Source organism: Oryzobacter telluris, from assembly GCF_043099285.1.
GTDB classification, from domain to species: Bacteria; Actinomycetota; Actinomycetes; order Actinomycetales; family Dermatophilaceae; genus Oryzobacter; species Oryzobacter telluris.
The window spans coordinates 2,170,632-2,193,028 of the sequence record NZ_CP170723.1 but is presented as its reverse complement, the minus strand read 5'-3'; the positions used below and the strand labels follow the sequence as shown (position 1 = coordinate 2,193,028).

General features: G+C 74.1%; 21 protein-coding genes. 13 read left to right on the top strand and 8 right to left on the bottom strand.

Annotated features, from left to right (window positions below):
* Positions 1-36: 36 nt before the first annotated feature.
* Positions 37-993 carry a CDP-diacylglycerol--serine O-phosphatidyltransferase gene (gene pssA / locus ACFLFB_RS09995; protein WP_392542024.1) on the bottom strand — a complete coding sequence of 319 codons (957 nt, stop codon included), beginning with the start codon at positions 991-993 and terminating at the stop codon, positions 37-39.
* Positions 990-1,661, bottom strand: coding sequence for a phosphatidylserine decarboxylase (locus ACFLFB_RS09990; protein ID WP_392542023.1), 672 nt, complete (start codon positions 1,659-1,661; stop codon positions 990-992). Before ACFLFB_RS09990 ends, pssA begins: the two co-directional genes overlap by 4 nt.
* A gap of 25 nt (positions 1,662-1,686) precedes the next feature.
* On the opposite strand from ACFLFB_RS09990, the gene ACFLFB_RS09985 reads away from it, so the two are divergent.
* The 4 genes from ACFLFB_RS09985 to ACFLFB_RS09970 all read left to right on the top strand — a co-directional run bounded on the left by ACFLFB_RS09985 (position 1,687) and on the right by ACFLFB_RS09970 (position 5,529).
* A complete protein-coding gene (locus tag ACFLFB_RS09985) occupies positions 1,687-2,394 on the top strand; it encodes an ABC transporter ATP-binding protein (RefSeq protein WP_392542022.1) in 708 nt (235 codons plus the stop codon).
* Positions 2,394-3,134, top strand: coding sequence for an ABC transporter permease (locus ACFLFB_RS09980; protein WP_392542021.1), 741 nt, complete (start codon positions 2,394-2,396; stop codon positions 3,132-3,134). Before ACFLFB_RS09985 ends, ACFLFB_RS09980 begins: the two co-directional genes overlap by 1 nt.
* A gap of 135 nt (positions 3,135-3,269) precedes the next feature.
* The gene (locus tag ACFLFB_RS09975) at positions 3,270-4,541 is read left to right on the top strand and encodes a glycoside hydrolase family 6 protein (protein ID WP_392542020.1); all 1,272 of its coding nucleotides are present in this window, start codon (positions 3,270-3,272) and stop codon (positions 4,539-4,541) included.
* A gap of 67 nt (positions 4,542-4,608) precedes the next feature.
* Positions 4,609-5,529, top strand: a complete 921-nt coding sequence (locus ACFLFB_RS09970; RefSeq protein ID WP_392542019.1) for a heme A synthase — start codon at positions 4,609-4,611, stop codon at positions 5,527-5,529.
* A gap of 19 nt (positions 5,530-5,548) precedes the next feature.
* Here ACFLFB_RS09970 and ACFLFB_RS09965 read toward each other — a convergent pair whose 3' ends face one another.
* Together ACFLFB_RS09965 and ACFLFB_RS09960 are read right to left on the bottom strand one after the other, a co-directional pair.
* A complete protein-coding gene (locus ACFLFB_RS09965) occupies positions 5,549-8,404 on the bottom strand; it encodes an AAA family ATPase (RefSeq protein ID WP_392542018.1) in 2,856 nt (951 codons plus the stop codon).
* 38 nt (positions 8,405-8,442) lie between these two features.
* On the bottom strand, positions 8,443-8,664 hold the full coding sequence (locus ACFLFB_RS09960) for a hypothetical protein (protein WP_392542017.1): 222 nt from the start codon (positions 8,662-8,664) through the stop codon (positions 8,443-8,445).
* Positions 8,665-8,961: 297 nt separating this feature from the next.
* On the opposite strand from ACFLFB_RS09960, the gene ACFLFB_RS09955 reads away from it, so the two are divergent.
* Positions 8,962-9,534 (top strand): ArsR/SmtB family transcription factor, encoded by a 573-nt coding sequence (locus ACFLFB_RS09955; RefSeq protein ID WP_392542016.1) that lies wholly within the window; start codon positions 8,962-8,964, stop codon positions 9,532-9,534.
* The gene (locus ACFLFB_RS09950; protein WP_392542015.1) at positions 9,531-10,871 is read left to right on the top strand and encodes an MFS transporter; all 1,341 of its coding nucleotides are present in this window, start codon (positions 9,531-9,533) and stop codon (positions 10,869-10,871) included. Before ACFLFB_RS09955 ends, ACFLFB_RS09950 begins: the two co-directional genes overlap by 4 nt.
* Here ACFLFB_RS09950 and ACFLFB_RS09945 read toward each other — a convergent pair.
* Entirely contained in the window at positions 10,808-11,752 is a 945-nt protein-coding gene (locus ACFLFB_RS09945) for a heme o synthase (RefSeq protein WP_392542014.1), read from the bottom strand. The genes ACFLFB_RS09950 and ACFLFB_RS09945 overlap by 64 nt on opposite strands.
* Positions 11,753-11,893: 141 nt before the next feature.
* Here ACFLFB_RS09945 and tkt point away from each other — a divergent pair, with 141 nt between their 5' ends.
* From tkt to ACFLFB_RS09910, 7 genes are read left to right on the top strand one after another with little or no spacing between them, the layout of a single operon-like run.
* The gene (gene tkt / locus ACFLFB_RS09940) at positions 11,894-14,179 is read left to right on the top strand and encodes a transketolase (RefSeq protein WP_392542013.1); all 2,286 of its coding nucleotides are present in this window, start codon (positions 11,894-11,896) and stop codon (positions 14,177-14,179) included.
* Positions 14,180-14,184: 5 nt separating this feature from the next.
* The gene (tal, locus tag ACFLFB_RS09935; RefSeq protein WP_392542012.1) at positions 14,185-15,297 is read left to right on the top strand and encodes a transaldolase; all 1,113 of its coding nucleotides are present in this window, start codon (positions 14,185-14,187) and stop codon (positions 15,295-15,297) included.
* Positions 15,294-16,931 (top strand): glucose-6-phosphate isomerase, encoded by a 1,638-nt coding sequence (locus ACFLFB_RS09930; RefSeq protein WP_392542011.1) that lies wholly within the window; start codon positions 15,294-15,296, stop codon positions 16,929-16,931. Before tal ends, ACFLFB_RS09930 begins: the two co-directional genes overlap by 4 nt.
* On the top strand, positions 16,928-18,472 hold the full coding sequence (gene zwf / locus ACFLFB_RS09925) for a glucose-6-phosphate dehydrogenase (RefSeq protein ID WP_392542010.1): 1,545 nt from the start codon (positions 16,928-16,930) through the stop codon (positions 18,470-18,472). Before ACFLFB_RS09930 ends, zwf begins: the two co-directional genes overlap by 4 nt.
* The gene (locus ACFLFB_RS09920; RefSeq protein ID WP_392542009.1) at positions 18,469-19,614 is read left to right on the top strand and encodes a glucose-6-phosphate dehydrogenase assembly protein OpcA; all 1,146 of its coding nucleotides are present in this window, start codon (positions 18,469-18,471) and stop codon (positions 19,612-19,614) included. The genes zwf and ACFLFB_RS09920 overlap by 4 nt, the downstream gene beginning before the upstream one ends.
* Entirely contained in the window at positions 19,611-20,348 is a 738-nt protein-coding gene (gene pgl / locus ACFLFB_RS09915) for a 6-phosphogluconolactonase (RefSeq protein ID WP_392542008.1), read from the top strand. Before ACFLFB_RS09920 ends, pgl begins: the two co-directional genes overlap by 4 nt.
* 13 nt (positions 20,349-20,361) lie before the next feature.
* A complete protein-coding gene (locus ACFLFB_RS09910; protein WP_392542007.1) occupies positions 20,362-20,835 on the top strand; it encodes a hypothetical protein in 474 nt (157 codons plus the stop codon).
* A gap of 79 nt (positions 20,836-20,914) precedes the next feature.
* On the opposite strand, the gene ACFLFB_RS09905 is transcribed toward ACFLFB_RS09910, so the two are convergent.
* The 3 genes from ACFLFB_RS09905 to tpiA form a co-directional block, all read right to left on the bottom strand.
* The gene (locus tag ACFLFB_RS09905) at positions 20,915-21,265 is read right to left on the bottom strand and encodes an RNA polymerase-binding protein RbpA (protein WP_392542006.1); all 351 of its coding nucleotides are present in this window, start codon (positions 21,263-21,265) and stop codon (positions 20,915-20,917) included.
* A gap of 12 nt (positions 21,266-21,277) precedes the next feature.
* The gene (secG, locus tag ACFLFB_RS09900; RefSeq protein ID WP_392542005.1) at positions 21,278-21,520 is read right to left on the bottom strand and encodes a preprotein translocase subunit SecG; all 243 of its coding nucleotides are present in this window, start codon (positions 21,518-21,520) and stop codon (positions 21,278-21,280) included.
* Between the two features lie 78 nt (positions 21,521-21,598).
* Positions 21,599-22,396 carry a triose-phosphate isomerase gene (gene tpiA / locus ACFLFB_RS09895; RefSeq protein WP_392542004.1) on the bottom strand — a complete coding sequence of 266 codons (798 nt, stop codon included), beginning with the start codon at positions 22,394-22,396 and terminating at the stop codon, positions 21,599-21,601.
* Position 22,397: the final 1 nt, after the last annotated feature.

The window sequence follows — 22,397 nt, the reverse complement described above, 5'->3', positions numbered from 1 at the left end:
TAGGTAATTGCGCTGCGACGTCAAAGGAAGGGTGGCCTAACCCTCGACGTGGCCCTCGGCGGGGGCCTCCACGTCCTCCTCCTCGCCGTCGTCCTCCTCGGCGTCCTCGTCGATCGGGAGGAAGACCGAGGGCATCCGCGTGCGCGGCGGCGCGACGGAGCCGGCGCCGAACAGGCGCTCGCGCACCGGTGCGGACAGCACCCCCAGGGGCGCTGTGAGGACGTACCCGTAGGCCACGACGAGGGCGGTGAGGCCGGGGGCGAGGACCAGGCCCACGACGATCGCCACGGCGACGGCGGCCGTGGTGGCCTTGGCCCGGGGCGTCGTGGGTTGCAGGAGGTTGCGGAAGGAGCGGAACCGCACCGTGACGACCATCAGCAGCGCCGGCACGACCGAGACGAGGAGCGGGAACCAGGCCTGCCACGGGCCCGAGCCGGGCCCCCAGTGGGGTGAGTCGAGCGCGAGGATCGTGGCCGCGACCACCATGGCGGCCCCGGGCGAGGGCAGGCCGACGAAGTACCGCTTGTCGGCCATCGGGTCGATGGTGACGTTGAAGCGGGCGAGCCGGAACGCCGCGCACGACAGCCAGAGGAAGGCCGCCAGCCAGGCGAGGACCGGCCACTCGTCGAGGGCCCACGTGTGGATGAGCACCGCCGGGGCCAGCCCGAACGAGATGAGGTCGGCCAGCGAGTCGAGCTGGAGGCCGAACGGCGACGTGGCCCCGATGAGGCGGGCGACGAACCCGTCGGCGATGTCGAGGACGATCGAGACGGCGATCAGGGCGGCGGCCAGGGTGAAGTGGTCGCGGAACGCCAGGAGCACCGCCGACAGGCCGCTCATCATGTTCAACGTCGTGAACGCGCTCGGCGCGAGGAGGCGGGCCCGCTCGCGCTTGGGCAGCTGGCGCAGCGAGACGACCTTGGCGCCGGTCGGGGAGACCAGGCGCCAGCGCCCGAGGATGCGTCTGCGGCCCGGGGCCGCCGGGGTGCTCACGCCTGCGCCCTGACCGGGCGGGTCCAGCGGGCGATGACCGTCTCGCCGGCCACGACCCGCTGGCCCTGGCTGACGAGGAGGTCGCACTCCGGCGGGACGAAGACGTCCATGCGCGAGCCGAACTTCATCAGGCCGACGCGTTCACCGGTGGCGAGCTCGTCGCCGGCGCTGACCCGGGTGACGACCCGGCGCGCCATCAGGCCGACGATCTGGCGGAAGTGCACGCGGCGGACCTCGTCGCCGACCACCCGCTCGACGGTGATGTCGCTGCGCTCGTTGAGGTGGGCGCTCTCGTGCTTGTAGGCGGCCAGCCACTTCCCCGGGCGCTCGACGACCTCGGTGACCGTGCCGCCGTACGGCGTGCGGTTGATGTGGACGTCGAACGCGGACAGGAAGATGCTCACCTGCTGCCACTCCCCCTCCGGCGCGACGCCGTCCTGGCCGGCGCCGGCGTACATGACCTTGCCGTCGGCGGGCGACAGGACGTCGTCGACCGGCACCTGGCGGGTGTCGGGGGTGCGGTCGGGGTCGCGGAAGAAGGCCGCGACCGCGGCGGGGAGCAGGGCCAGGGCCGCAGCCGTCCGGGGTCGTCCGAGAGCGAGGGCGAGGGCTGCGGGTGCGGCGGCGACCGCAGTGGCGGGTCCGGCCTCCCGGTCGATGCGTGGCATGGGCGCCAGCCTAGGATGTCCGACCATGGCGGGTGCAGTCGACGTGCGCGGCCTGCGGCGCGCGTTCGGCCCCGTCACGGCGGTCGACGGGGCGACGTGGGGTGCCTCGTCGGGCTCGGTCACCGCGCTCCTCGGGCCCAACGGCGCCGGGAAGACCACCACCGTCGAGTGCCTCGAGGGTCTCGGGCGTCCCGACGCCGGTGAGGTGCGCGTCCTCGGCACCGGCCCCTGGCGGGCCGGCCCCGACCACCGGGCGCGGGTGGGCGTCATGCTCCAGGACGGCGGCCTGCCGACCACGGTGCGGCCCCTGCGCCTGCTCGATCACCTCGCCGACCTCTACGCCGTCCCCCGGCGGGTCGACGAGCTCGTCACCCGCCTGGGCATCGACGGCTTCTCGGGCACGACCGTGCGCCGGATGTCCGGTGGTCAGCGGCAGCGGGTCGCCCTCGCCGCGGCCCTGCTCCCCCGCCCGGACGTCCTCTTCCTCGACGAGCCGACCGCCGGGCTCGACCCGCACGCCCGCCTCGACGTCTGGTCGCTCCTGCGCGAGGAGGCCGACCGGGGCGCCTGCGTCGTGGTGACCACCCACTCCTTCGAGGAGGCCGAGCGCCTGGCCGACCACGTCGTCATCATGGCGGCGGGCCGGGTGGTGGCCGACGGCACGCTCGACGCCGTGCGCGGCGACCGCTCGCTCGAGGACGTCTACTTCGCGCTGACGACCGGGGCGGCCTGATGGGTGCCGCTCCCCCGCGCCGCCGGGTCCTGTCGCGCGCCGCCTTCGAGACGCGGACCCTCCTCGCCAACGGCGAGCAGCTGCTCGTCTCGCTCGTGCTGCCGGCCCTGGCCCTGGTGGGGCTGACGCTGGCCTCGGTGCCCGACCTGGGCCCGGGGGCGCGCGCCGACCTCGCGCTGGCCGGGACGCTGGCGCTGGCCGTCGTGTCGACCGCCTTCACCGGACAGGCCATCGCCACCGGGTTCGACCGCCGGGCGGGCGTGCTGCGCCAGCTGGGGTCCACCCCCCTGGGGCGCGACGGGCTGCTGGCCGGCAAGGCGCTGGCCGTGCTGGCCGTCCTCGCCGTGCAGGTGGTCGTGCTCGGCGGGATCGGTCTGGCCCTGGGCGCCCGTCCGGTGGTCGGCGGGCTCCTGCCGGCGCTCCTCTCCCTGCTCCTCGGCGCCGGGGTGTTCGTGGCCCTCGCCCTGCTGCTGGCCGGGGCGCTGCGGGCCGAGGCGGTCCTGGCGGTGGCGAACCTCCTCTGGGTGGCGCTCCTCGGGCTGGGCACGCTCGTCCCGACCGCGCTCCTGCCGGGCCCCCTCGCGACGGTGGCCCCGCTGCTGCCGTCGGGGGCGCTGGGGGACGCGCTGAGGTCCTCCGTGGCGGACGGAGGGTGGCCGTGGGGCGCGTGGGGCGTGCTGGTCGGGTGGGGCGTTCTCGCAGGTGGGGCGGCCTTGCGGACCTTCCGCTGGGAAGGGTAAAGAGTTGGTCAGGAAAACGTCGTTCGTCGGTCACGGCCGCGGGCGGCGCCCCACGCTGGTGGTCCGCCATCCCGCCGCCCCGCGGTCGGATGGCGCTCCACACCTGGGCAGGGGGCTGACCCAAGGAGGAGCCCCGTGCTTCGACACCTCACCGGACGGCGACCTCGCGTCGCCGTCGCCGCGGCGGTGCTCGCCGTCCTCGGTGTGGTCGCGAGCGTCGAGGCCGGGTCGGCCGGCACCGCGGTGGCGGCGCCTCCGGGCTCCGGGAGCACCCCGCCGGTGATCGCCCCGGGCACCCCGCTGTGGACCAACCCCGACAGCACCATCGCGGTTGCCGCGGCGGGTCTCAGCGGGCAGGCCCGCGACGACGCCCTGCGCCTGGCGGCGTTCCCCGGCGCCACCTGGTTCACCGGGGGCACCCCCGCCGAGGTGCGGGCCGGCGCGGCGCAGGTCGTCAGCCGGGCCAGGGCGGCGGGCGCGGTGCCGGTGCTCGTGGCCTACAACCTGCCCCTGCGCGACTGCGGTGCCTACTCGGCCGGCGGCGCCCGCACCACGGCCGACTACGTCACGTGGATCTCGGCGCTGGCCAAGGGCATCGGCCAGGACCCGGCGGTCGTCATCCTCGAACCCGACGGCCTGGGCATCGTCCCGTGGTTCACCTCCGTCACCGGCGAGCAGTCGTGGTGCCGTCCCGCGGGCGTCAACCCCTCCACCGCCGCGGCCGAGCGCTTCCGGGCGCTGAGCAGGGCGGTCGGCATCCTCGACCTCCCGCGGACGGCGGTCTACCTCGACGGCACGCACTCCGGCTGGCTCTCGGTGGGCGACGTCGCCGACCGACTGATGCGCGCCAACGTCGGGGCGGCCGACGGGTTCTTCCTCAACGTGTCGAACTTCGAGACCACGTCGCGCCAGCTGCGGTTCGGCAGCTGGGTGTCCCGGTGCCTCGACCTCGCGACGCGCGGCGGCGTGGCACCGGCGTCCTGCCCGAGCCAGTACGGGCCCGCCGACCCGGCGGACGAGTCGACGTGGCAGCGCACCGACGACGCCTTCGCCGCGCTGTACGCCGCGAAGAAGCTGACCCCCGACCCCTCCCGGATGAAGCACTTCGTCGTCGACACCAGTCGCAACGGGCGCGGGCCCTGGGTCCCCACCACGACGTACCCGGCGCCCGAGACCTGGTGCAACCCGCTCGACCGCGGGCTGGGGGCCCGGCCCACGACCATCACCGGGAACCCCCTCGCCGACGCCTTCCTCTGGGTGAAGGTCCCGGGTGAGTCCGACGGTGAGTGCCACCGCGGCACGGCCGGCCCGCTCGACCCCGCGCGCGGTGTGGTCGACCCCGCGGCCGGTGCGTGGTTCCCCGCCCTGGCCCGCGAGCTCGTCGCGAACGCCTCCCCGACGCTCTGAGCCCGGCGGTCCGGGCGGGCTGGGGGCCGCCCGGACCGGCTGTCCCACCCGCCGTACGCTGGTCGCCGTGACGAGCACGAGCACCACGCCCCGCGAGACCCCCGCGTCCTCCCACCCGGCGGACCGCTGGCTCGGCCCGGTGCTGCTCGCGAACCTCGTCGCCGAGGTCGGGATCGTCGTCACCGGCGGGCTGGTCAGGGTCACGGGAAGCGGCCTGGGCTGCCCCACCTGGCCCGAGTGCGTCGACGGGTCGATCACTCCGACGATCGAGCAGGCCGAGGGCATCCACAAGTACATCGAGTTCGGCAACCGCACCCTCACCGGTGTGCTGCTGGTCCTCGCGCTGGCGACGTTCGCCCTGGTGTTCGTCCGGGCCCCGCGCCGCCCGATGAAGGTCGCCGCGGCGGTCGTCCTCGGTGGCGTCATCCTGCAGGCCGTCCTCGGCGGGCTCACGGTGCTCGCCGGGCTGCACCCCGCCACCGTCGCGACCCACTTCCTCGTCTCGATGACGCTCGTCGCCGCGTCCTCCTCCCTCTGGTTCGCGCGCGGTGAGACCGCAGCGCCGCGCCGTGCCCTCGTCCCGCCGCTGGTCTCGCGCCTCGCGTGGGTGACCACGGCGGTCGGCGGTGTCGTCCTCCTGCTCGGCACGCTCGTCACCGGCTCCGGCCCCCACTCGGGCGATGCCGAGCACCCCGCCCGGTTCGGCTTCGACGCGCGGACCGTCTCGTGGCTGCACGCCGACGTCGTCATGCTGTTCCTCGGCCTCGTCGTCGCGACCTGGCTCGCGGCGCGGCTGACCGCCGGTGACGAGCGCCGCCCGGCGAAGGCCTGGCTCGGGGTGCTCGGCGTGACGCTCACCCAGGGCGGCATCGGCTACGTGCAGTACTTCACCGGGCTGCCGGAGGCGCTGGTCGTCGCGCACATGCTCGGCGCCAGCCTGCTCGTCGTGGCGCTGACGAACGGCCACCTGGGCCTGCGGACGCGCTGACGTCCGACGCCTCGACGGGTCAGCCGTCGAGCAGCCCGTCGGTGCGGGCCACCGCCACCGCCTCACCGCGCGAGGCGACGCCGAGCTTGGCGAGGATGTTGGACACGTGCACGCTCGCCGTCTTGGTGCTGATGAAGAGGGCGCGCCCGATCTCGCCGTTCGAGCGGCCCTCGGCGAGCAGCGCGAGGACCTCGGCCTCCCGGGCCGTGAGGCCGGTGGACGACGGCCGGGCCACGACGTGGTCGAGCGCCGCGACCAGCGGACGGGCACCGAGGGCCGCCGCTGCCGCCCGGGCCAGGTCGACCACGGTGGTCGCCTCGCGCTCCCCCGCCGCGGCCAGCACCTCGGCGAGGCGCCACCGGGACCGGGCGAGCTCGTAGGGCTCGACCCGCTCCTCGAACAGGGCGACGACGTCGCGCCACGCGGTGACGAGCTCGGCGTGCGCGACGTCGGCGCCGGCCGCCCAGCGGGCGCGCAGCCACTCGGCCTCCGCGCGGGCGAGCCAGGCGCGACCCTCGAGTGACGGGGGCGGCAACACCGCCTCCGGCCCCCAGATGGCGGCGACGTCGACGTGGATCCGGTCGGCATGGGCGAGGAGGTCGGCCCGGCGCGCCGCCGACGCACCGCGCAGCGCGGTGCCCAGGTGCCCCACCGCCACGGCCCCGAGCCGGACCTCGGCGGCCACGCGGCCGACGCCCCAGAGCCCGCGGAGGAAGGAGACGAGGTCGTCGTGCACCTCGAGCATCCGGTCGACGTCGCCCTCGCGCCCGAGCACGTCGAACGCGGCCGACCCCGCCTGCACGGCGATGCGGCCGTCGTCGCCCCACCACGGTCGGGAGGCGGACAGGAGCTCGTCGGCGGTGGCGATGCCGCGGGCCGCGCGCACGAAGGCGGCCGCGGCCTCGATGCTGGCGACGGCCGACGAGGGCAGCCCGGAGGACGCGGAGTCCTCGGCGAGGCGCAGCGCGGTGTCCCAGTCCCCCATCTCGTAGGCGGTGGTGACGGCCAGGGCCCGGGCGTCGACACCGAACACCGACGAGCCGAGCCCCACCCGGCGCGCCTCGGCGTGGGTGCGCTCGTAGCCCGCCAGGGCCGCGTCGTACTCGCCCTGCCGGTAGTGGACGCCGGCGAGGACGTGCATGGCGCGCAGCAGGGCGAGGTCCGGGACGTCGCGCCACTCGGCGACGATCCCCTCGAGCCGCCGGATCGACTCCATCGGGTCGCCGGCCACCTCGCTGAGCCGGGCGAGGATGGAGGCGAGGTCGGTGCGGTCGACGGTGAGGTCGTGCTCGACCGCCAGGGCCATCGCCTCGTCGGCGACCTCGAGGGCCTCGGCCGTGGACCCCGTGTCCATCAGCGCCTCGGCGCGCCGGGCGAGCAGCCCCACGCGCAGCGGCACCGGGGCGTCGTCGTCGAGGAGGTCGAGGGCCTCGGCGGTGAGGGCGAGGCGGTCGACCCGCTCCTCGGTCATCCGGGAGGCGAAGGCGATGCCGCTGAGCAGGGCGGCGCGCTCGTGCGGGGTGGGGACGTCGGTGGCCAGGCGCGCCCGGAGGAGGGCGACGGCGCGCATCGGCCGACCGCTGGCGTTGGCCGCGCCGGCGGCCCGCAGGGTGAGGTCGTGGCCGTCGGTGAGGTCGGGGCCGAGGAGGCCGAGCGCGGTCTCGTAGTGCGCGAGGGCCTCGGCCGGGCCGCCCATCCGTCGGGCGCTGTCGCCGGCCCGCACGGCAGCGGTGAGGGCGAGGTCGCGGTCGCCGGAGGCCAGGGCGTGGCGGGCGAGGTCGGCCTCGGTGCCGAGCGACGGGTCGTCGAGCAGGGCGTCGGCGCTGGCGCGGTGCAGCTGGAGGCGCTCGTGGGGCAGCAGGTCGTCGGTGACGGCCTCGGCGAGGAGGGCGTGCCGGAACTCGTACCCGCGGTCGCCCCACGGCTCGAGGACGTGGTGCTCGACGGCCGAGCGCAGGGCCGCGCGCAGCACTGCGGGCTCGACGCCGGCGACGCGCTCGAGCAGGGCGTGAGGCACCCGTCGGCCGATGACCGCCGCCACACGCACGACCCCCTGCGCGGCGTCGTCGAGCAGGTCGACCCGGGCCAGCAGGAGCCGGGTGAGGTCGCCGGGGTCGCCGGAGCCGGAGCGGGCCGCGGCGGCGAGCTCCTCGGCGAAGAAGGCGTTGCCCTCGGCGCGGTGGACGACGTCGTCGACGACCCGGGGGGCCAGGGCCGCGCCGTCGCGCCGGACGATGCGCCGTACGTCGGCGTCGGCGAGCGGGCCGAGGTCGACCCGGACCAGACCGGGCAGGCGCGACCACACCGCGAGGGCGCCGGCGAGCGGGTGCCGGCGGTGCACGTCGTCGCTGCGGTAGGTGGCCAGGAGCCCCACACCGTCGGGGCCGCCCCGGGTGAACAGGAGGGTGAGGAGCTCGCGGGTGGACTCGTCGGCCCAGTGCACGTCCTCGACGACGAGGAGCACCGGGCCGCGCCGGCCGAGGTCGGCGAGGGCCCCGTGGACGGCCTCGACGAGGTCGGCCCGGACGGCGTCACCACGGGCGCCGGCGGCCAGCCGGGGCACGAGCGGCACCAGGCCCGGGTGGGCCTCGACGAGGTCGTCCACGAGGTCGCGCTCGCGGGCGTCCAGGCCGGCGAAGACCTCGACGAACGGCAGGTACGGCAGGCTCGTGCCGACCTCGCCGACGCAGTGGCCGAGAAGGATGCGGCGGTCGCCGGCCCGGGCCACGACCCGCCCGACGAGGGCGGTCTTCCCGATGCCGGCGTCGCCGCCGACGAGGACCGCACCGCCCTCGCCCACCTGGCCGAGCGCCGCGGTGACGCGCTCGACCTCGTCGTCGCGACCGACGAGCTCGATGACGGGACGGGGCGGCACGGCCCCGATCATGGCACCCGCCACCGACGCGACGGCGGTCACGGGTGCCGGGGGCGGCGCGTCGCGACGGGCCCGGGGGCCGGGCGGGACGACGCGGTCCGGCCGCGTCCGCGGACGAGCCGGGCGACGACCAACGCGAGCGGGTGCAGCGCCAGCGGCGCCGGGGCGTCGTGGTGGTGGCCGTCGCGGTGGACGCCGGCGAGCTCGAGGCGGCGCTCGACCTCGGCGGTGATGAACAGCGGGTCTGCGTGGATGCTCACGGTGGTCTCCTTGCTGGTGTCGGCGGGCGGGTCCCTGACCGACTGCCTCAACGGTCGTTCCCTGAGGTGGCCCGCCACATCGGGCGCCTGCCGTATCCCCGGCTCCCCGCCTTCGTCTGAGGTACCTCATTCCCGCCTCGTCGAGGGCTGCCCTCCCCCCTTCGCCTCTCCCGGGCGCTACCGCCTGGTACGCGGGGCGATCACCCCACGTACCGGGCGGTAGCCCGCGGTGTGGTGCGGCGATCCCATGCACAAGACATATTGCACAAGAATGATTGTGGATATACGGTCATGGGCATGACGAAGCCCGAAGTGCGCACGCTGCGCGACGCCCGCTCCCTCGCCGCGCTGGCCCACCCCTTCCGTTCGCGGATGATGGACGCGCTCAAGGTCGACGGCCCGTCCACCGCCTCGATGCTCGCCGCACGGACCGGCCAGGCCGTGGGCAACGCGAGCCACCACCTCAAGGTGCTCAGCGAGGCCGGGCTGGTCGAGGAGGCCCCCGAGCTGGCCCGCGACCGCCGGGAGCGCTGGTGGCGCCTCGTCAGCTCCGGAACCCGCTGGAGCACCCTCGAGCTCGAGGACGACCCCGCCGCCGGCGCCGCCGCCCGCGAGGCCGAGGCCCTCGGCCTGCGCCGCCAGGTCGAGCGCGTGCAGGCGTGGATGTCCAACGCCGACACCGACCCGCAGTGGGCCGACGCCGCCTTCGCCACGCAGAACTGGCTGCGGGTCACCCCCGCCGAGCTGCGCGAGGTCGCCGACGAGCTCGTCGAGGTCCTCGTGCGGTGGGGCCAGCGCGAGCTGCCCGACGACGGCGCCGAGCGCGAGCCCGTGCTCGTCTTCGCCCGGGGGTTCCCGTGCCAGCCGTGAGCGCCCCTGCCCCGGTCACCGCGGGACCTGCTCCCCTCCCCCGCAACACCGGCTTCCGCCTGCTGTGGGTCGGCGAGGGCGTCAGCGTCCTGGGGGCGATGACGACCACCGTCGTCGTCCCCCTCCTCGCCGTGACGACCTTCGACGCCGGCCCGGGCTGGATGGGCGTGCTGTCGGCCGCCGCGTGGCTCCCGTGGCTGCTCGTGGGCCTGCCCGCAGGCGCGTGGGTCGACCGCCTCGACCCCCGCCGCGTGATGATCGCCGCCGACCTCGCCGCCGCCCTCACCACGGCCTCGGTGCCGGTGGCGTGGGCCCTGCACGCCCTCACGCTGACCCACCTCGCCGTCGCCGCCCTGCTCACCGGGACCTGCTCGGTCTTCTTCCGCACGGCCTACGGGTCGGTCGTCCCGCGGGTGGTCCGGCCCGAGGACCTCGACGCCGCCAACGGACGCCTCTACGGCACCGAGTCGGCGATGCAGGTCGCCGGGCCGGGCCTGGGCGGCCTGCTCGTCCAGCTCGTCGGCGGCGCGTTCGCGCTGCTGGCCGACACGCTCAGCTTCCTCGTCTCGGCGGTCTGCCTGTGGCGCATCCCGACCCGAGCGCTGCAGGTCGTCGAGCGCCCGCCTGCCCGCAGCCTGCGCCGTGACGTCGCCGAGGGCGTGCGCGTCGTGGCCCGAGACCCGCACCTGCGCTTCTTCACCCTCCAGGGCGCGGCCTCCAACTTCGCCCTCACCGGGTACGGCGCGCTCCTCGTCCTCCACCTCGTGCGCGACCTCGACGTCGGCCCCGGAGCGGTCGGCGCCGTCATGGCCGTCGGCAGCGTCGGCGGCCTGCTCGGTGCCGTCGTGGCCAACCGCCTCTCCGCACGCCTGGGCGGCGCCCGCGCGATGCGGTGGCTCCAGGTCCTCGGCGGGCCCACCGCGCTCCTCGTGGGCGCGGGCTCCCCCGGCGCGGGCATCGCCCTCGTCGCGCTCGGGACGATCCTCGTGGGCACCGGTGTCGTGGGGGCGAACGTCATCCGCTCGGCCTTCCGCCAGCGGTGGGTGCCGCCGCACCTGCTGGGCCGGACCCTGTCGGCGAGCAGCGTCCTCAACTTCGGGACGATGCCCTTCGCCGGGCTCGCCGCGGGCTGGCTGGGAGCGCACCTCGGCATCCGCGAGACGATCCTGCTGATGGCCGGCGTGCACGCGGTCGCGTCGCTGTGGGTCCTCGTGGGGCCCTACGGGCGCGGCCGCGACCTTCCGGCCGGGCAGATGCCACGGGAGGACGCGGCTCAGGACAGCGGCAGGTGGAGCAGCGGGTCGACGGCGACCGCGAGGAAGACCACGGTCACGTAGGTGATCGAGTAGTGGAACAGGCGCATCGGCTTGAGGGCGAGGCCGGTGACGCCGCGACGGGCGGCCCGCAGCAGGCGGTGCGCCTCAGCGACGAAGACCACGCCGGCGACCCCGGCGGTGGCCGCGTAGACCCAGCCCATCGACGCGACCGGGACGAGGACGAGCGACGTCGCCACCATGACCCACGAGTACGCGACGATCTGGCGGCCGACGGCGACCGGACCCTGCTCGACGGGCAGCATCGGGACACCCGCCGCGGAGTAGTCGTCGCGGAACGCCATCGACAGCGGCCAGTAGTGCGGCGGCGTCCAGAAGAAGATGACGAGGAAGAGGACGACCGCCGCCCACCCGACGGTGCCCGTGACGGCCGACCACCCGATGAGCGTCGGCATGCAGCCGGCGATGCCGCCCCACACGATGTTCTGCGACGTGCGCCGCTTGAGCAGCACGGTGTAGCCGACGGCGTAGAGCGCGATCGCGACGAGCGAGAGCACGGCGGAGAGCACGTTCACCAGGGCGAGGAACCACACCGTGGAGAGCACGGTGAGCAGCGCGCCGAAGAGGAGGCCGTTGCGCGGGCTGATCTCGCCGGTGACCATCGGGCGCGAGCTCGTGCGGTGCATGAGCCGGTCGATGTCGCGGTCGTAGACCGAGTTGAAGGTGTTGGCCGCTCCGGCGCTCAGCGAACCGCCCACCAGGGTGGCGAGAACCAGCCAGAGAGAAGGCACTCCGCGCTCGGCGAGGAACATGACCGGCACGGTGGTGACGAGCAGGAGCTCGATGATCCGCGGCTTGGTCAGGGCCAGGTACGCGGCCAGCGTGCTCCGTCGCCGCGGACCGGTCACCGACGGTGCTTCGGTCGCGATCGGGGTGGTGGCCACGTCGTCCTTCGGGTCGGCCTTCGGGTGCCCGGCGATTCTAGCCTCCGGCCGGCGGGCGGCCCCAACCGCCGGGTCCCACCAGACACTAGGGTGGTCGGTGGACTGTTCCATGGCGTGCACGACCCCGCGAGAGAGGCCCCTGTGAGCGCGAAGACCACCACCCGCCGCACCACGACGACGACGTCCGGACGGAGCAGCGACATCACCCGTCCGAAGGCTCGCAAGGCCGGCTGGAACGACCACGACGTCAGGGCCGTCGACACGGTCCGCGTCCTCGCCGCCGACGCCGTGCAGAAGGTGGGCAACGGCCACCCCGGCACCGCGATGAGCCTGGCCCCGGTGGCCTACCTGCTCTTCCAGAACGTCATGGTCCACGACCCGTCCGACCCGGCCTGGCTCGGCCGCGACCGGTTCGTGCTGTCCTGCGGGCACTCCTCGCTCACCCAGTACATCCAGCTCTACCTCAGCGGGTACGGGCTCGAGCTCACCGACCTCAAGTCGTTGCGCACGTGGGGTTCCCTGACTCCCGGCCACCCCGAGGTCCACCACACCAAGGGCGTCGAGATCACGACCGGCCCGCTCGGCTCCGGCCTCGCGTCGGCCGTCGGGATGGCGATGGCGCAGCGTCGCCAGCGCGGCCTCCTCGACCCCGACGCCAAGCCCGGCACGTCGCCGTTCGACCACCACGTGTGGGTGCTCGCCTCCGACGGCGACCTCATGGAGGGCGTGGCGTCCGAGGCCTCCTCGCTCGCCGGCCACCAGGAGCTCGGCAACCTCACCGTCGTCTACGACGCGAACCAGATCTCCATCGAGGACGACACCGACATCTCCTTCAGCGAGGACGTCGCGAAGCGCTACGAGGCCTACGGCTGGGACGTCGTCGACATCGACTGGCGCCGCAGCTCGAACCCGGCCGGCACCGCCGACTACGTCGAGGACGTCGACGCCCTCTACACGGCGCTGCAGAAGAGCCGTGGCTCGCGCAGGCCGACCCTCGTGCGCCTGCACACCGTCATCGCCTGGCCCGCGCCCACCGCGCGCGGCACCGGCAAGTCGCACGGCTCCGCCCTCGGCGACGCCGAGATCAAGGCCACCAAGGAGCTCCTCGGGTTCGACCCGGCCAAGACCTTCGACGTCGACAAGGACGCCCTCAAGCGCGCCCGCGAGGTCAAGACCCGCGGCAAGGCGGCGCACAAGGCGTGGGACAAGACCTACGCCGCGTGGCGCAAGGCCAACGCCGAGGCCGCCACCCTCCTCGACCGCCTCGTCACCGGGGCCCTCCCCGCCGGGTTCGAGAAGTCCCTGCCCGAGTTCCCCGCCGACGCCAAGGGCATCGCCACGCGCGCGGCCTCGGGCAAGGTCCTCGGGGCCCTCGCGCCGGTCCTCCCCGAGCTCTGGGGCGGGTCCGCGGACCTCGCCGAGTCGAACAACACGACGATGGCGGGCGAGCCCTCCTTCATCCCCAAGGGCAAGCAGACGCACGAGTGGAAGGGCGGGCCGTACGGGCGCACCCTGCACTTCGGCATCCGCGAGAACGCGATGGGCATGATCCTCAACGGGATCGCGCTCGAGGGCCTCACCCGGCCCTACGGCGGCACCTTCCTCGTCTTCTCCGACTACATGCGCCCGGCGGTCCGCCTCGCGGCCATCCAGCAGGTGCCCGTCACCTACGTGTGGACCCACGACTCCATCGGCCTGGGCGAGGACGGCCCCACCCACCAGCCGGTCGAGCACCTCGCCGCGCTGCGCGCCATCCCGGGCCTGGACGTCGTGCGCCCGGCCGACGCCAACGAGACGGCCCAGGCGTGGGCCGAGGTGCTGCGCCGCGGTCGTCCCGCCGGCCTGGCCCTGTCCCGCCAGCCGCTCCCCACCGTCGACCGCAAGGAGCACGCGAAGGCCACCGGCGTCGCCAAGGGCGCCTACGTCCTCGTCGACTCCGCGAAGGGTGGCGAGCCCGACGTCGTCATCATCGCCACCGGTTCCGAGGTGTCACTGGCCCTCGAGGCGCGCCTGCGCCTGGAGAAGTCCGGCATCGGCACCCGCGTCGTCTCGATGCCCTGCCGGGAATGGTTCGAGGAGCAGCCGCGCTCCTACCAGAACAAGGTCCTGCCGCCCTCCGTGCGCGCCCGCGTCAGCGTCGAGGCGGGGGTGTCGATGGGGTGGCACGACCTCGTCGGTGACTCCGGTCGCTGCGTCAGCATCGAGCACTTCGGTGCCTCCGCCGACGCCGCAACCCTGTTCCGCGAGTTCGGTTTCACGCCCGAGGCCGTCGTCAAGGCGGCCAAGGACTCGCTGGGGGCGGCGAAGAAGGCCGGTCACGTCCCGTCCGTGAACGAGACCGCGCCGCGAGCCCGCAAGGACACCGGTACCGACGTCCGCACCACCAAGGCGCCGAGCCGCAAGAGCGCGGCCTCGGCAGGGAAGTAGGACTGATGACCAGCACCGCACTGAAGGACCTCGCCGCCAACGGCGTGTCGATCTGGCTCGACGATCTCTCGCGCGAGCGGCTGCGCTCGGGCAACCTCCAGGAGGTCATCGACACCAAGGGCGTCGTCGGGGTCACCACGAACCCGTCGATCTTCCAGGCCGCCCTCAACGAGGGTGACGCCTACGACGAGCAGGTCGCCGAGCTCGCCGCAGCGGGCAAGACGGTGGAGGAGACCGTCTTCACCCTCACCACGCGCGACGTCCGCGACGCCTGCGACATCTTCGCGCCGGTGTTCGAGGCCACCGACGGCCTCGACGGCCGCGTGTCCATCGAGGTCGACCCGCGCCTCGCCCACGACACGGCCCGCACCGTCGCCGAGGCGAAGCAGCTCTCCGAGGCGGTCGACCGGCCCAACGTCCTCATCAAGATCCCCGCCACGGTCGAGGGCCTCCCGGCCATCAGCCAGGTTCTCGCAGAGGGCATCTCGGTCAACGTCACGCTGATCTTCAGCCTCGACCGCTACCGCGCGGTGATGAACGCGTTCCTCACCGGGCTCGAGCAGGCCCGCGAGAACGGCAAGGACCTCTCGCGCATCCGCTCGGTCGCGTCGTTCTTCGTCTCGCGCGTCGACTCCGAGATCGACAAGCGCCTCGACGCCATCGGCACCGACGAGGCCACGTCCCTGCGGGGCAAGGCGGCCGTGGCCAACGCCCGCCTCGCCTACCAGGCGTTCGAGGAGGTCTTCTCCACCCCCCGCTGGCAGTCGCTCGCGGATGCCGGGGCGCACCCCCAGCGCCCGCTGTGGGCGTCAACCGGCGTCAAGGACCCCGCGTACTCGGACACCCTCTACGTCACCGAGCTCGTCGCGCCGAACACGGTCAACACCATGCCGGAGAAGACCCTCGACGCCACCGCCGACCACGGCGAGGTCACCGGCGACACCGTGACCCCGTACTACGCGGAGGCGGCCGAGGTGCTCGACAGCCTCGAGCGGCTGGGCATCTCCTACGCCGACGTCACGGCCCAGCTCGAGAAGGAGGGCGTCGACAAGTTCGAGAAGTCGTGGGAGGAGCTCCTGGCCGGCGTGCGCACCGAGCTCGAGAAGGCCCCCGCATGAGCACCCTCGACGTCACGGCCACCGGGGCGGCGGCCGACGCCGTCGCCGCGCACGTGCCGACCCTCGTCGCCGACCGGGTCGCGAGCCGCCTCTTCGCGCAGGACCACACCCTGTGGGGTGAGGCCGCCGAGGAGGAGTCCGCCAAGCGCCTGTCCTGGACGGGCCTGGCCCGCTCCTCGCGACACCTCGTCGGCGAGATCGCCGCGCTGAAGGGCGAGCTCGAGGAGACCGGCTACGACCGCGTCGTCCTGTGCGGGATGGGCGGGTCGTCGCTGGCCCCGGAGGTCATCTGCGCCACGGCCGGGGTGCCGATCGTCGTCCTCGACTCCTCCGACCCCGACGTCGTCCGCGCCGCCCTCACCGACCTCGACCGCACGGTCGTCGTCGTGTCGAGCAAGTCCGGCTCCACGGTCGAGACCGACAGCCAGCGCCGCGCGTTCGAGGCCGCCTTCACCGAGGCCGGCATCGACCCCACGACCCGGCTCGTCGTCGTCACCGACCCGGGCAGCCCGCTCGACGGCGACGCCCGCTCGCGTGGCTTCCGCGTCGTCAACGCCGACCCCGACGTCGGCGGCCGGTACTCGGCGCTCACCGCGTTCGGCCTCGTCCCGAGCGGACTGGCCGGCGCCGACATCGAGGCGCTGCTCGACGACGCCGAGGCCGTCACCGACATCCTCGCCGCCGACGACGACGCCAACCCGGCGCTGCGCCTCGGTGCGGCCATGGGTGGCACCGCTCCCCTGCGCGACAAGCTCGTCCTCGTCGACGACGGCACCGAGAACGTCGGCTTCGGCGCCTGGGCCGAGCAGCTCATCGCCGAGTCCACCGGCAAGGACGGCACGGGCATCCTCCCGGTCGTCGCCATCGGCACCGAGCCCGCGCACCTGTACGACGACGCCACGGTCGTGCGCCTCGTCGCGTCCGATGACGACACCGACGTCGAGGCCGACTCGGCCACGGCCGCCACCGCGGCCTCGCTCGTCACCGTCGCCGGTCCGCTCGGTGCCCAGATGCTGCTGTGGGAGGCCGCCACCGCCGTGGCCGGACGCCTTCTCGGCATCAACCCGTTCGACCAGCCCGACGTCGAGAGCGCGAAGGCCGCGGCCCGCGAGCTGCTCGACGCCGGCATCGGCGCGGGTGACGCCCCGGCGTTCACCGACGGCGCCGTGGAGGTCCGCGCGCTCGGTGGCGACTGGCTCGGCGACGCGTCCACCGTCGACGCCGCCGTCGACGCCCTGCTCGCCCGGCTGGACGGCAGCCACGGCTACGTCGCCGTCATGGCCTACCTCGACCGCGAGGCCGACGCCGACCTCGAGCACGTCGCCCGCGACCTGTTCGACCGCACCGGCCGCCCGGCCACCTTCGGCTGGGGGCCGCGCTTCCTGCACTCCACCGGGCAGTACCACAAGGGTGGTCCGGCCACCGGGGTCTACGTGCAGGTCACCACCGCCCCGGCCCAGGACCTCGACGTCCCCGGCCGCGACTTCACGCTCGGCCAGTTCATCGCCTCGCAGGCCGCGGGCGACGCCACCGTGCTCGCCGACCACGGTCGTCCGGTGCTCCGGCTCCACCTCACCGACCACGACAGCGGCCTGGCCCAGGTGACGGCCGCGCTCGGACGGACCCACGGGTGAGCCCCGCCCGCGTCGGCCCCGGCGCCAACCCCTTGCGAGACCCCCGCGACAAGCGCCTCCCGCGCATCGCCGGACCCTGCTCGATGGTGATGTTCGGCGTCACCGGAGACCTCGCCCGCAAGAAGCTCATGCCGGCGATCTACGACCTCGCCAACCGCGGCCTCCTGCCGCCCGGCTTCTCGCTCATCGGGTTCGCCCGGCGCGACTGGCAGGACCAGGACTTCGGCAAGATCGTCCACGAGGCCGTGCGCGAACGCGCCCGCACCCCGTTCCGCGAGGAGGTGTGGCGGACCCTCGCCGAGGGGATCCGGTTCGTCCCGGGCACCTTCGACGACGACGACGCCTTCGACCTGCTCGCCGAGACGGTCCGCCAGCTCGACGAGCAGCGCGGCACCGGCGGCAACCACGCGTTCTACCTGTCGATCCCGCCGTCGTTCTTCTCCACGGTGTGCCAGCAGCTCGAGCGCTCGGGGCTGTCGACCCCGCAGGCCGGGTCGTGGCGCCGCGTCGTCATCGAGAAGCCGTTCGGGCACGACCTCGCCTCGGCCCGCGAGCTGAACTCCATCGTCGAGAAGGTGTTCCCGGCCGACGCGGTGTTCCGCATCGACCACTACCTCGGCAAGGAGACGGTCCAGAACCTGCTGGCGCTGCGCTTCGCCAACCAGATGTTCGAGCCGGTGTGGAACGCCAACTACGTCGACCACGTGCAGATCACCATGGCCGAGGACATCGGCATCGGGGGGCGCGCGGGGTACTACGACGGCATCGGGGCGGCGCGCGACGTCATCCAGAACCACCTGCTCCAGCTGCTCGCCCTCACCGCGATGGAGGAGCCGGTCTCCTTCAACGCCGAGGGGCTGCGCTTCGAGAAGGAGAAGGTGCTCTCGGCCGTCCGGCTGCCCGCCGACCTCGCCAACGGCACCGCCCGCGGGCAGTACGCCGCGGGCTGGCAGGGCGGCGAGGAGGTCGTCGGCTACCTCCAGGAGGAGGGCGTGGCCAAGGGCAGCGGCACCGAGACCTACGCGGCCGTGCGGCTCGACGTCGACACCCGCCGCTGGGCCGGGGTCCCGTTCTACCTGCGCGCCGGCAAGCGTCTGGGCAAGCGGGTCACCGAGATCGCGGTCGTCTTCAAGAAGGCCCCACACCTGCCGTTCACCCACACCGCCACCGAGGAGCTCGGGCAGAACGCCATCGTCATCCGGGTCCAGCCCGACGAGGGCGTGACCCTGCGCTTCGGCGCCAAGGTGCCCGGCGCGCAGATGGAGGTCCGCGACGTCACCATGGACTTCGGGTACGGCCGCGCGTTCACCGAGTCCTCCCCCGAGGCCTACGAGCGCCTCATCCTCGACGTCCTGCTCGGCGAGCCGCCGCTCTTCCCGCGGCACGAGGAGGTCGAGCTCTCCTGGGAGATCCTCGACCCCATCGAGAAGTTCTGGGCCACCAAGGGCGCCAAGCCGGAGCAGTACACCTCCGGCGGCTGGGGCCCCGACGGCTCCGACGAGATGATGCGCCGCGACGGCCGCGAGTGGAGGCTGCCATGATCGTCGACCTGCCGGCCACCTCCACGGCCGCGATCTCCAAGAAGCTCGTCCGGATGCGCTCCGACACCGGGTCGATGGCGCTCTCGCGCGTCCTCACCCTCATCGTCGTCGTCGACGAGGACGAGGCCGAGTCGGCCATCGCCACGGCCAACGACGCCAGCCGGCAGCACCCGTGCCGCATCATCGTCGTCGTCACGGGCAACAAGCGCGGGGCCGCCCGGCTCGACGGCCAGATCCGGGTCGGCGGCGACGCCGGCGCCTCGGAGGTCGTCGTGCTGCGGCTCTACGGACCGCTCGCCTCGCACGGCCGGGCCGTGGTCACCCCGCTGCTCCTCGCCGACTCCCCCATCGTCGCCTGGTGGCCCACCGCGTCGCCGAAGGTGCCCTCGCAGGACCCCATCGGCCTGATGGCGCAGCGCCGGGTCACCGACGCCTCGCACTCGAGCGGGTCGCCGCGCACCGCCCTCAAGCGCTACGCCGACGCGTACGCCCACGGCGACAGCGACCTCGCCTGGTCGCGCATCACCCTGTGGCGCGGCCTGCTGGCGGCGGCGCTCGACCAGCCGCCGTACGAGCAGGTCACGGCGGCCACGGTCGTGGCCGGCGGCGACTCCCCCTCGGGCGAGCTGCTGGCCGGCTGGCTCGCGGTGCGGCTGAAGTGCCCGGTCTCGCTGGCCCGGTCGCGCAACCGCAGCGGCATCATCTCGGTGCGGCTCGAGCGCGCCAGCGGCACCGTCGACCTCGTCCGACCGCAGGACGGGAACACGGCGACGCTCTCGCAGCCCGCCCAGCCCGACCGCACCATCGCGCTCCCCCACCGCGGTGACGCCGAGTGCCTCGCCGACGAGCTGCGCCGCCTCGACGCCGACGAGGTCTACGCCGACGCCCTCACCAAGGGGCTGGCGAAGGTCACCCTCTCGCGCCAGACCGCGAGCGAGGCCGTCAAGGCGGGCCGGGCGCCGTCGGTGGCCGAGGCTGCCCGCACGGCCCAGCGGCTCCGGCGGGCCGCACGCGCCGGGGGCAGCAGCACCATGATCGACCGCCCGATGCCGCCGAAGGCCGACGACCCCGGGCAGGTCAAGAAGGCCGCCACCCGCAAGCTGGCCGCCGCGAAGAAGGACCGCGCGGGAGGATCGTCGTGAGCACGAGCACCGTGGTCGTCCACCCCGGCAAGCAGGCCCTCGCCGACGGCGCGGCCGCCCGGCTGGCCGTGGCCATCATCGACGCGCAGTCGGCTCGCGGGGTCGCCCACGTCTCGATGACGGGCGGCTCGATGGGCTCGGAGATCGTCCGGTCGCTCGCCGCACTGCCCGCCCGCGACGCCGTGGACTGGTCACAGGTGCACGTCTGGTGGGGCGACGAGCGCTACCTGCCCGCCGGTGACACCGACCGCAACGACACCCAGAACGACGCCGCCGGCCTGGCCTCCCTCGGCCTGGACCCCGCGCACGTCCACCGGGTGCCGGGACCCGACACCACGTCCTCGGCCGAGGAGAGCGCCGCCGCCTACTCGGCCACGGTCCGCTCGGCCGACGCCGGCGCGTTCGACGTCATGGTCCTCGGGGTCGGTCCCGACGGCCACATCGCCTCGCTGTTCCCCCACCACCCGGCGGCCGGCACGACCGACGCCATCGCCATCGCGGTCCACGACTCCCCCAAGCCGCCGCCCACCCGCGTCTCCCTGACCCTCGAGTGCCTCGAGCGGTCGCGGGAGGTCTGGTTCCTCGTCAGCGGCGCCGACAAGGCCGACGCCGTGCGTCGCGGCGTCACGGGAGCCCCGCTGGAGACCACCCCCGCCGCCCACGTCCACGGCCAGGAGCGCACGCTCTGGCTGGTCGACACCGACGCCGCCGGCGACCTCGAGAGTCGGGAGTAGCGCGATGGGCTTCATGGACCGCCTGCGGGGCCGTGACGGCTCCTCCCCCGACGACACCGGCCCGGTCGAGGACGAGGCGTTCGCCGACGACCTCGAGCCGGTCGAGGAGATCGGGATCCGTCACCTGACCCCCGACGAGCAGGCCACCCTCGAGGAGGCCCGCGCGCGCTACGGAGAGCTGGGCATCGACCCCGCCGACCTCGACACGGTCGCGGCGGCCTACGACCGGGCGGTCGACGCGCACGTCGAGGGCGACGCGTCGTCCGCGGTCGACGTCATCGGCACGGCGATCGGTGACCACCTCGTCCTCGCCGGGTACCGCTGGGTCGTGAGCATCGACCCGTTCGGCACCGACCTCGCCGTCGAGCCGCCCCGCCGTGGCGTGCCGGTGGTCACCCGGATGCTCGTGGCCGTGCGCTGGATGTCGCGCGAGAAGGGCTGGGTCACCGGCGTCACCGAGCACCTGGCCCGCGCCGGCAGCCACTGACCCGGTGGAGCAGACCCCGGACACGACGCGACCCCCGCCCATCAAGGGCGGGGGTCGTCGTTCGTGAGCGGCGCGGGTCCTACTGGATGAGGCCGCGGTCGCGCAGGGTCTGCAGCGCCTCGTCGAGGATGGCGGCGCCGTCCTCGTCGGACCGGCGCTCCTTCACGTACGCGAGGTGCGTCTTGTACGGCTCCACCTTCGGGGCCGCGGGCGGGTTGTCGGCGTCCTGACCGGCGGGCAGCCCGCAGCGCGGACAGTCCCACTGCTCGGGGATCGCCAGACCGGCCTCGTGGGAGAAGCTCGGCCTCGTCTCGTGCCCGTTGGAGCACCAGAACGAGATGTGGACGCGCGGGGCGACCTCACCGCGCTCGGCCTCGCCCATGGGGCCCGCGCCGACGCGCGACCCGCGGATCGCGTTTCCTCCAGCCATGTCAGTCCCTTCTCAGGCGAAGCGCTCGAGGACGCCCAGGCCCACGATGCACGTGAACCAGACGACGGCCACGGCGATCGTGATCCGGTCGAGGTTGCGCTCGGCGACGGAGGAGCCGCCCAGCGAGCTCGACATCCCACCGCCGAACATGTCGGACAGACCGCCACCCTTGCCCTTGTGGAGCAGGATGAGGAGGGTCAGGAACAATCCACCGAGGACCAGGAGGACCTGGAGGCCGATGCGAACCGCGTCCACGGGCAATCCTTCGTGCGGGGTCGGGGGGACAACCGGTACAGGATAACCGCTCGTGCGAGCAGGACCCGACAGGTGGGCTCAGGCCGTGGCGACGTGGTCGCGGAACCGGCAGATCGAGGCGAACTCGACGGGGTCGATCGAGGCACCGCCGACGAGGGCGCCGTCGACGTCCTCCTTGGCCATGATGGCCGCGACGTTGCCGGACTTCACCGATCCGCCGTAGAGCACGCGGATGCCGTCGGCGACGTCCCCGCTGTACAGCTCGGCGAGCTTGGTGCGGATGGCGGCGCAGACCTCCTGCGCGTCCTCCGGCGTGGCGACCTCGCCCGTGCCGATGGCCCAGATGGGCTCGTAGGCGACGACGACGCTCTTGGCCTGCTCGACGGGCAGCCCGGCGAGGCCGGCCTCCACCTGGGCGAGGACGTGCTCGACCTGCGTGCCGGCCTGGCGGATCTCCAGGCCCTCGCCGCAGCAGAAGATCGGCGTGAGGCCGTGCCTGTAGGCGGCCTTGACCTTGGCGTTGACGACCTCGTCGCCCTCGGCGTGGTACTCGCGCCGCTCGCTGTGGCCGACGACGACGTACGTGCAGCCGAGCTTGGCGAGGAAGGCCCCGCTGATCTCGCCGGTGTACGCGCCGCTGTCGTGGACCGAGAGGTCCTGGGCACCGTGCTTAAGCTCGAGGCGGTCACCGTCGATGAGCGTCTGCACGCTGCGGATGTCGGTGAACGGCGGCAGCACCGCGACCTCGACCTTGCCGTGGTCGTGGCGACCGTCCTTGAGGGTCCAGTCGAGCTTCTGCACGAGGTGCGTCGCCTGGAGGTGGTCGAGGTTCATCTTCCAGTTGCCCGCCATGAGCGGGGTGCGGCCGGAGGCCATG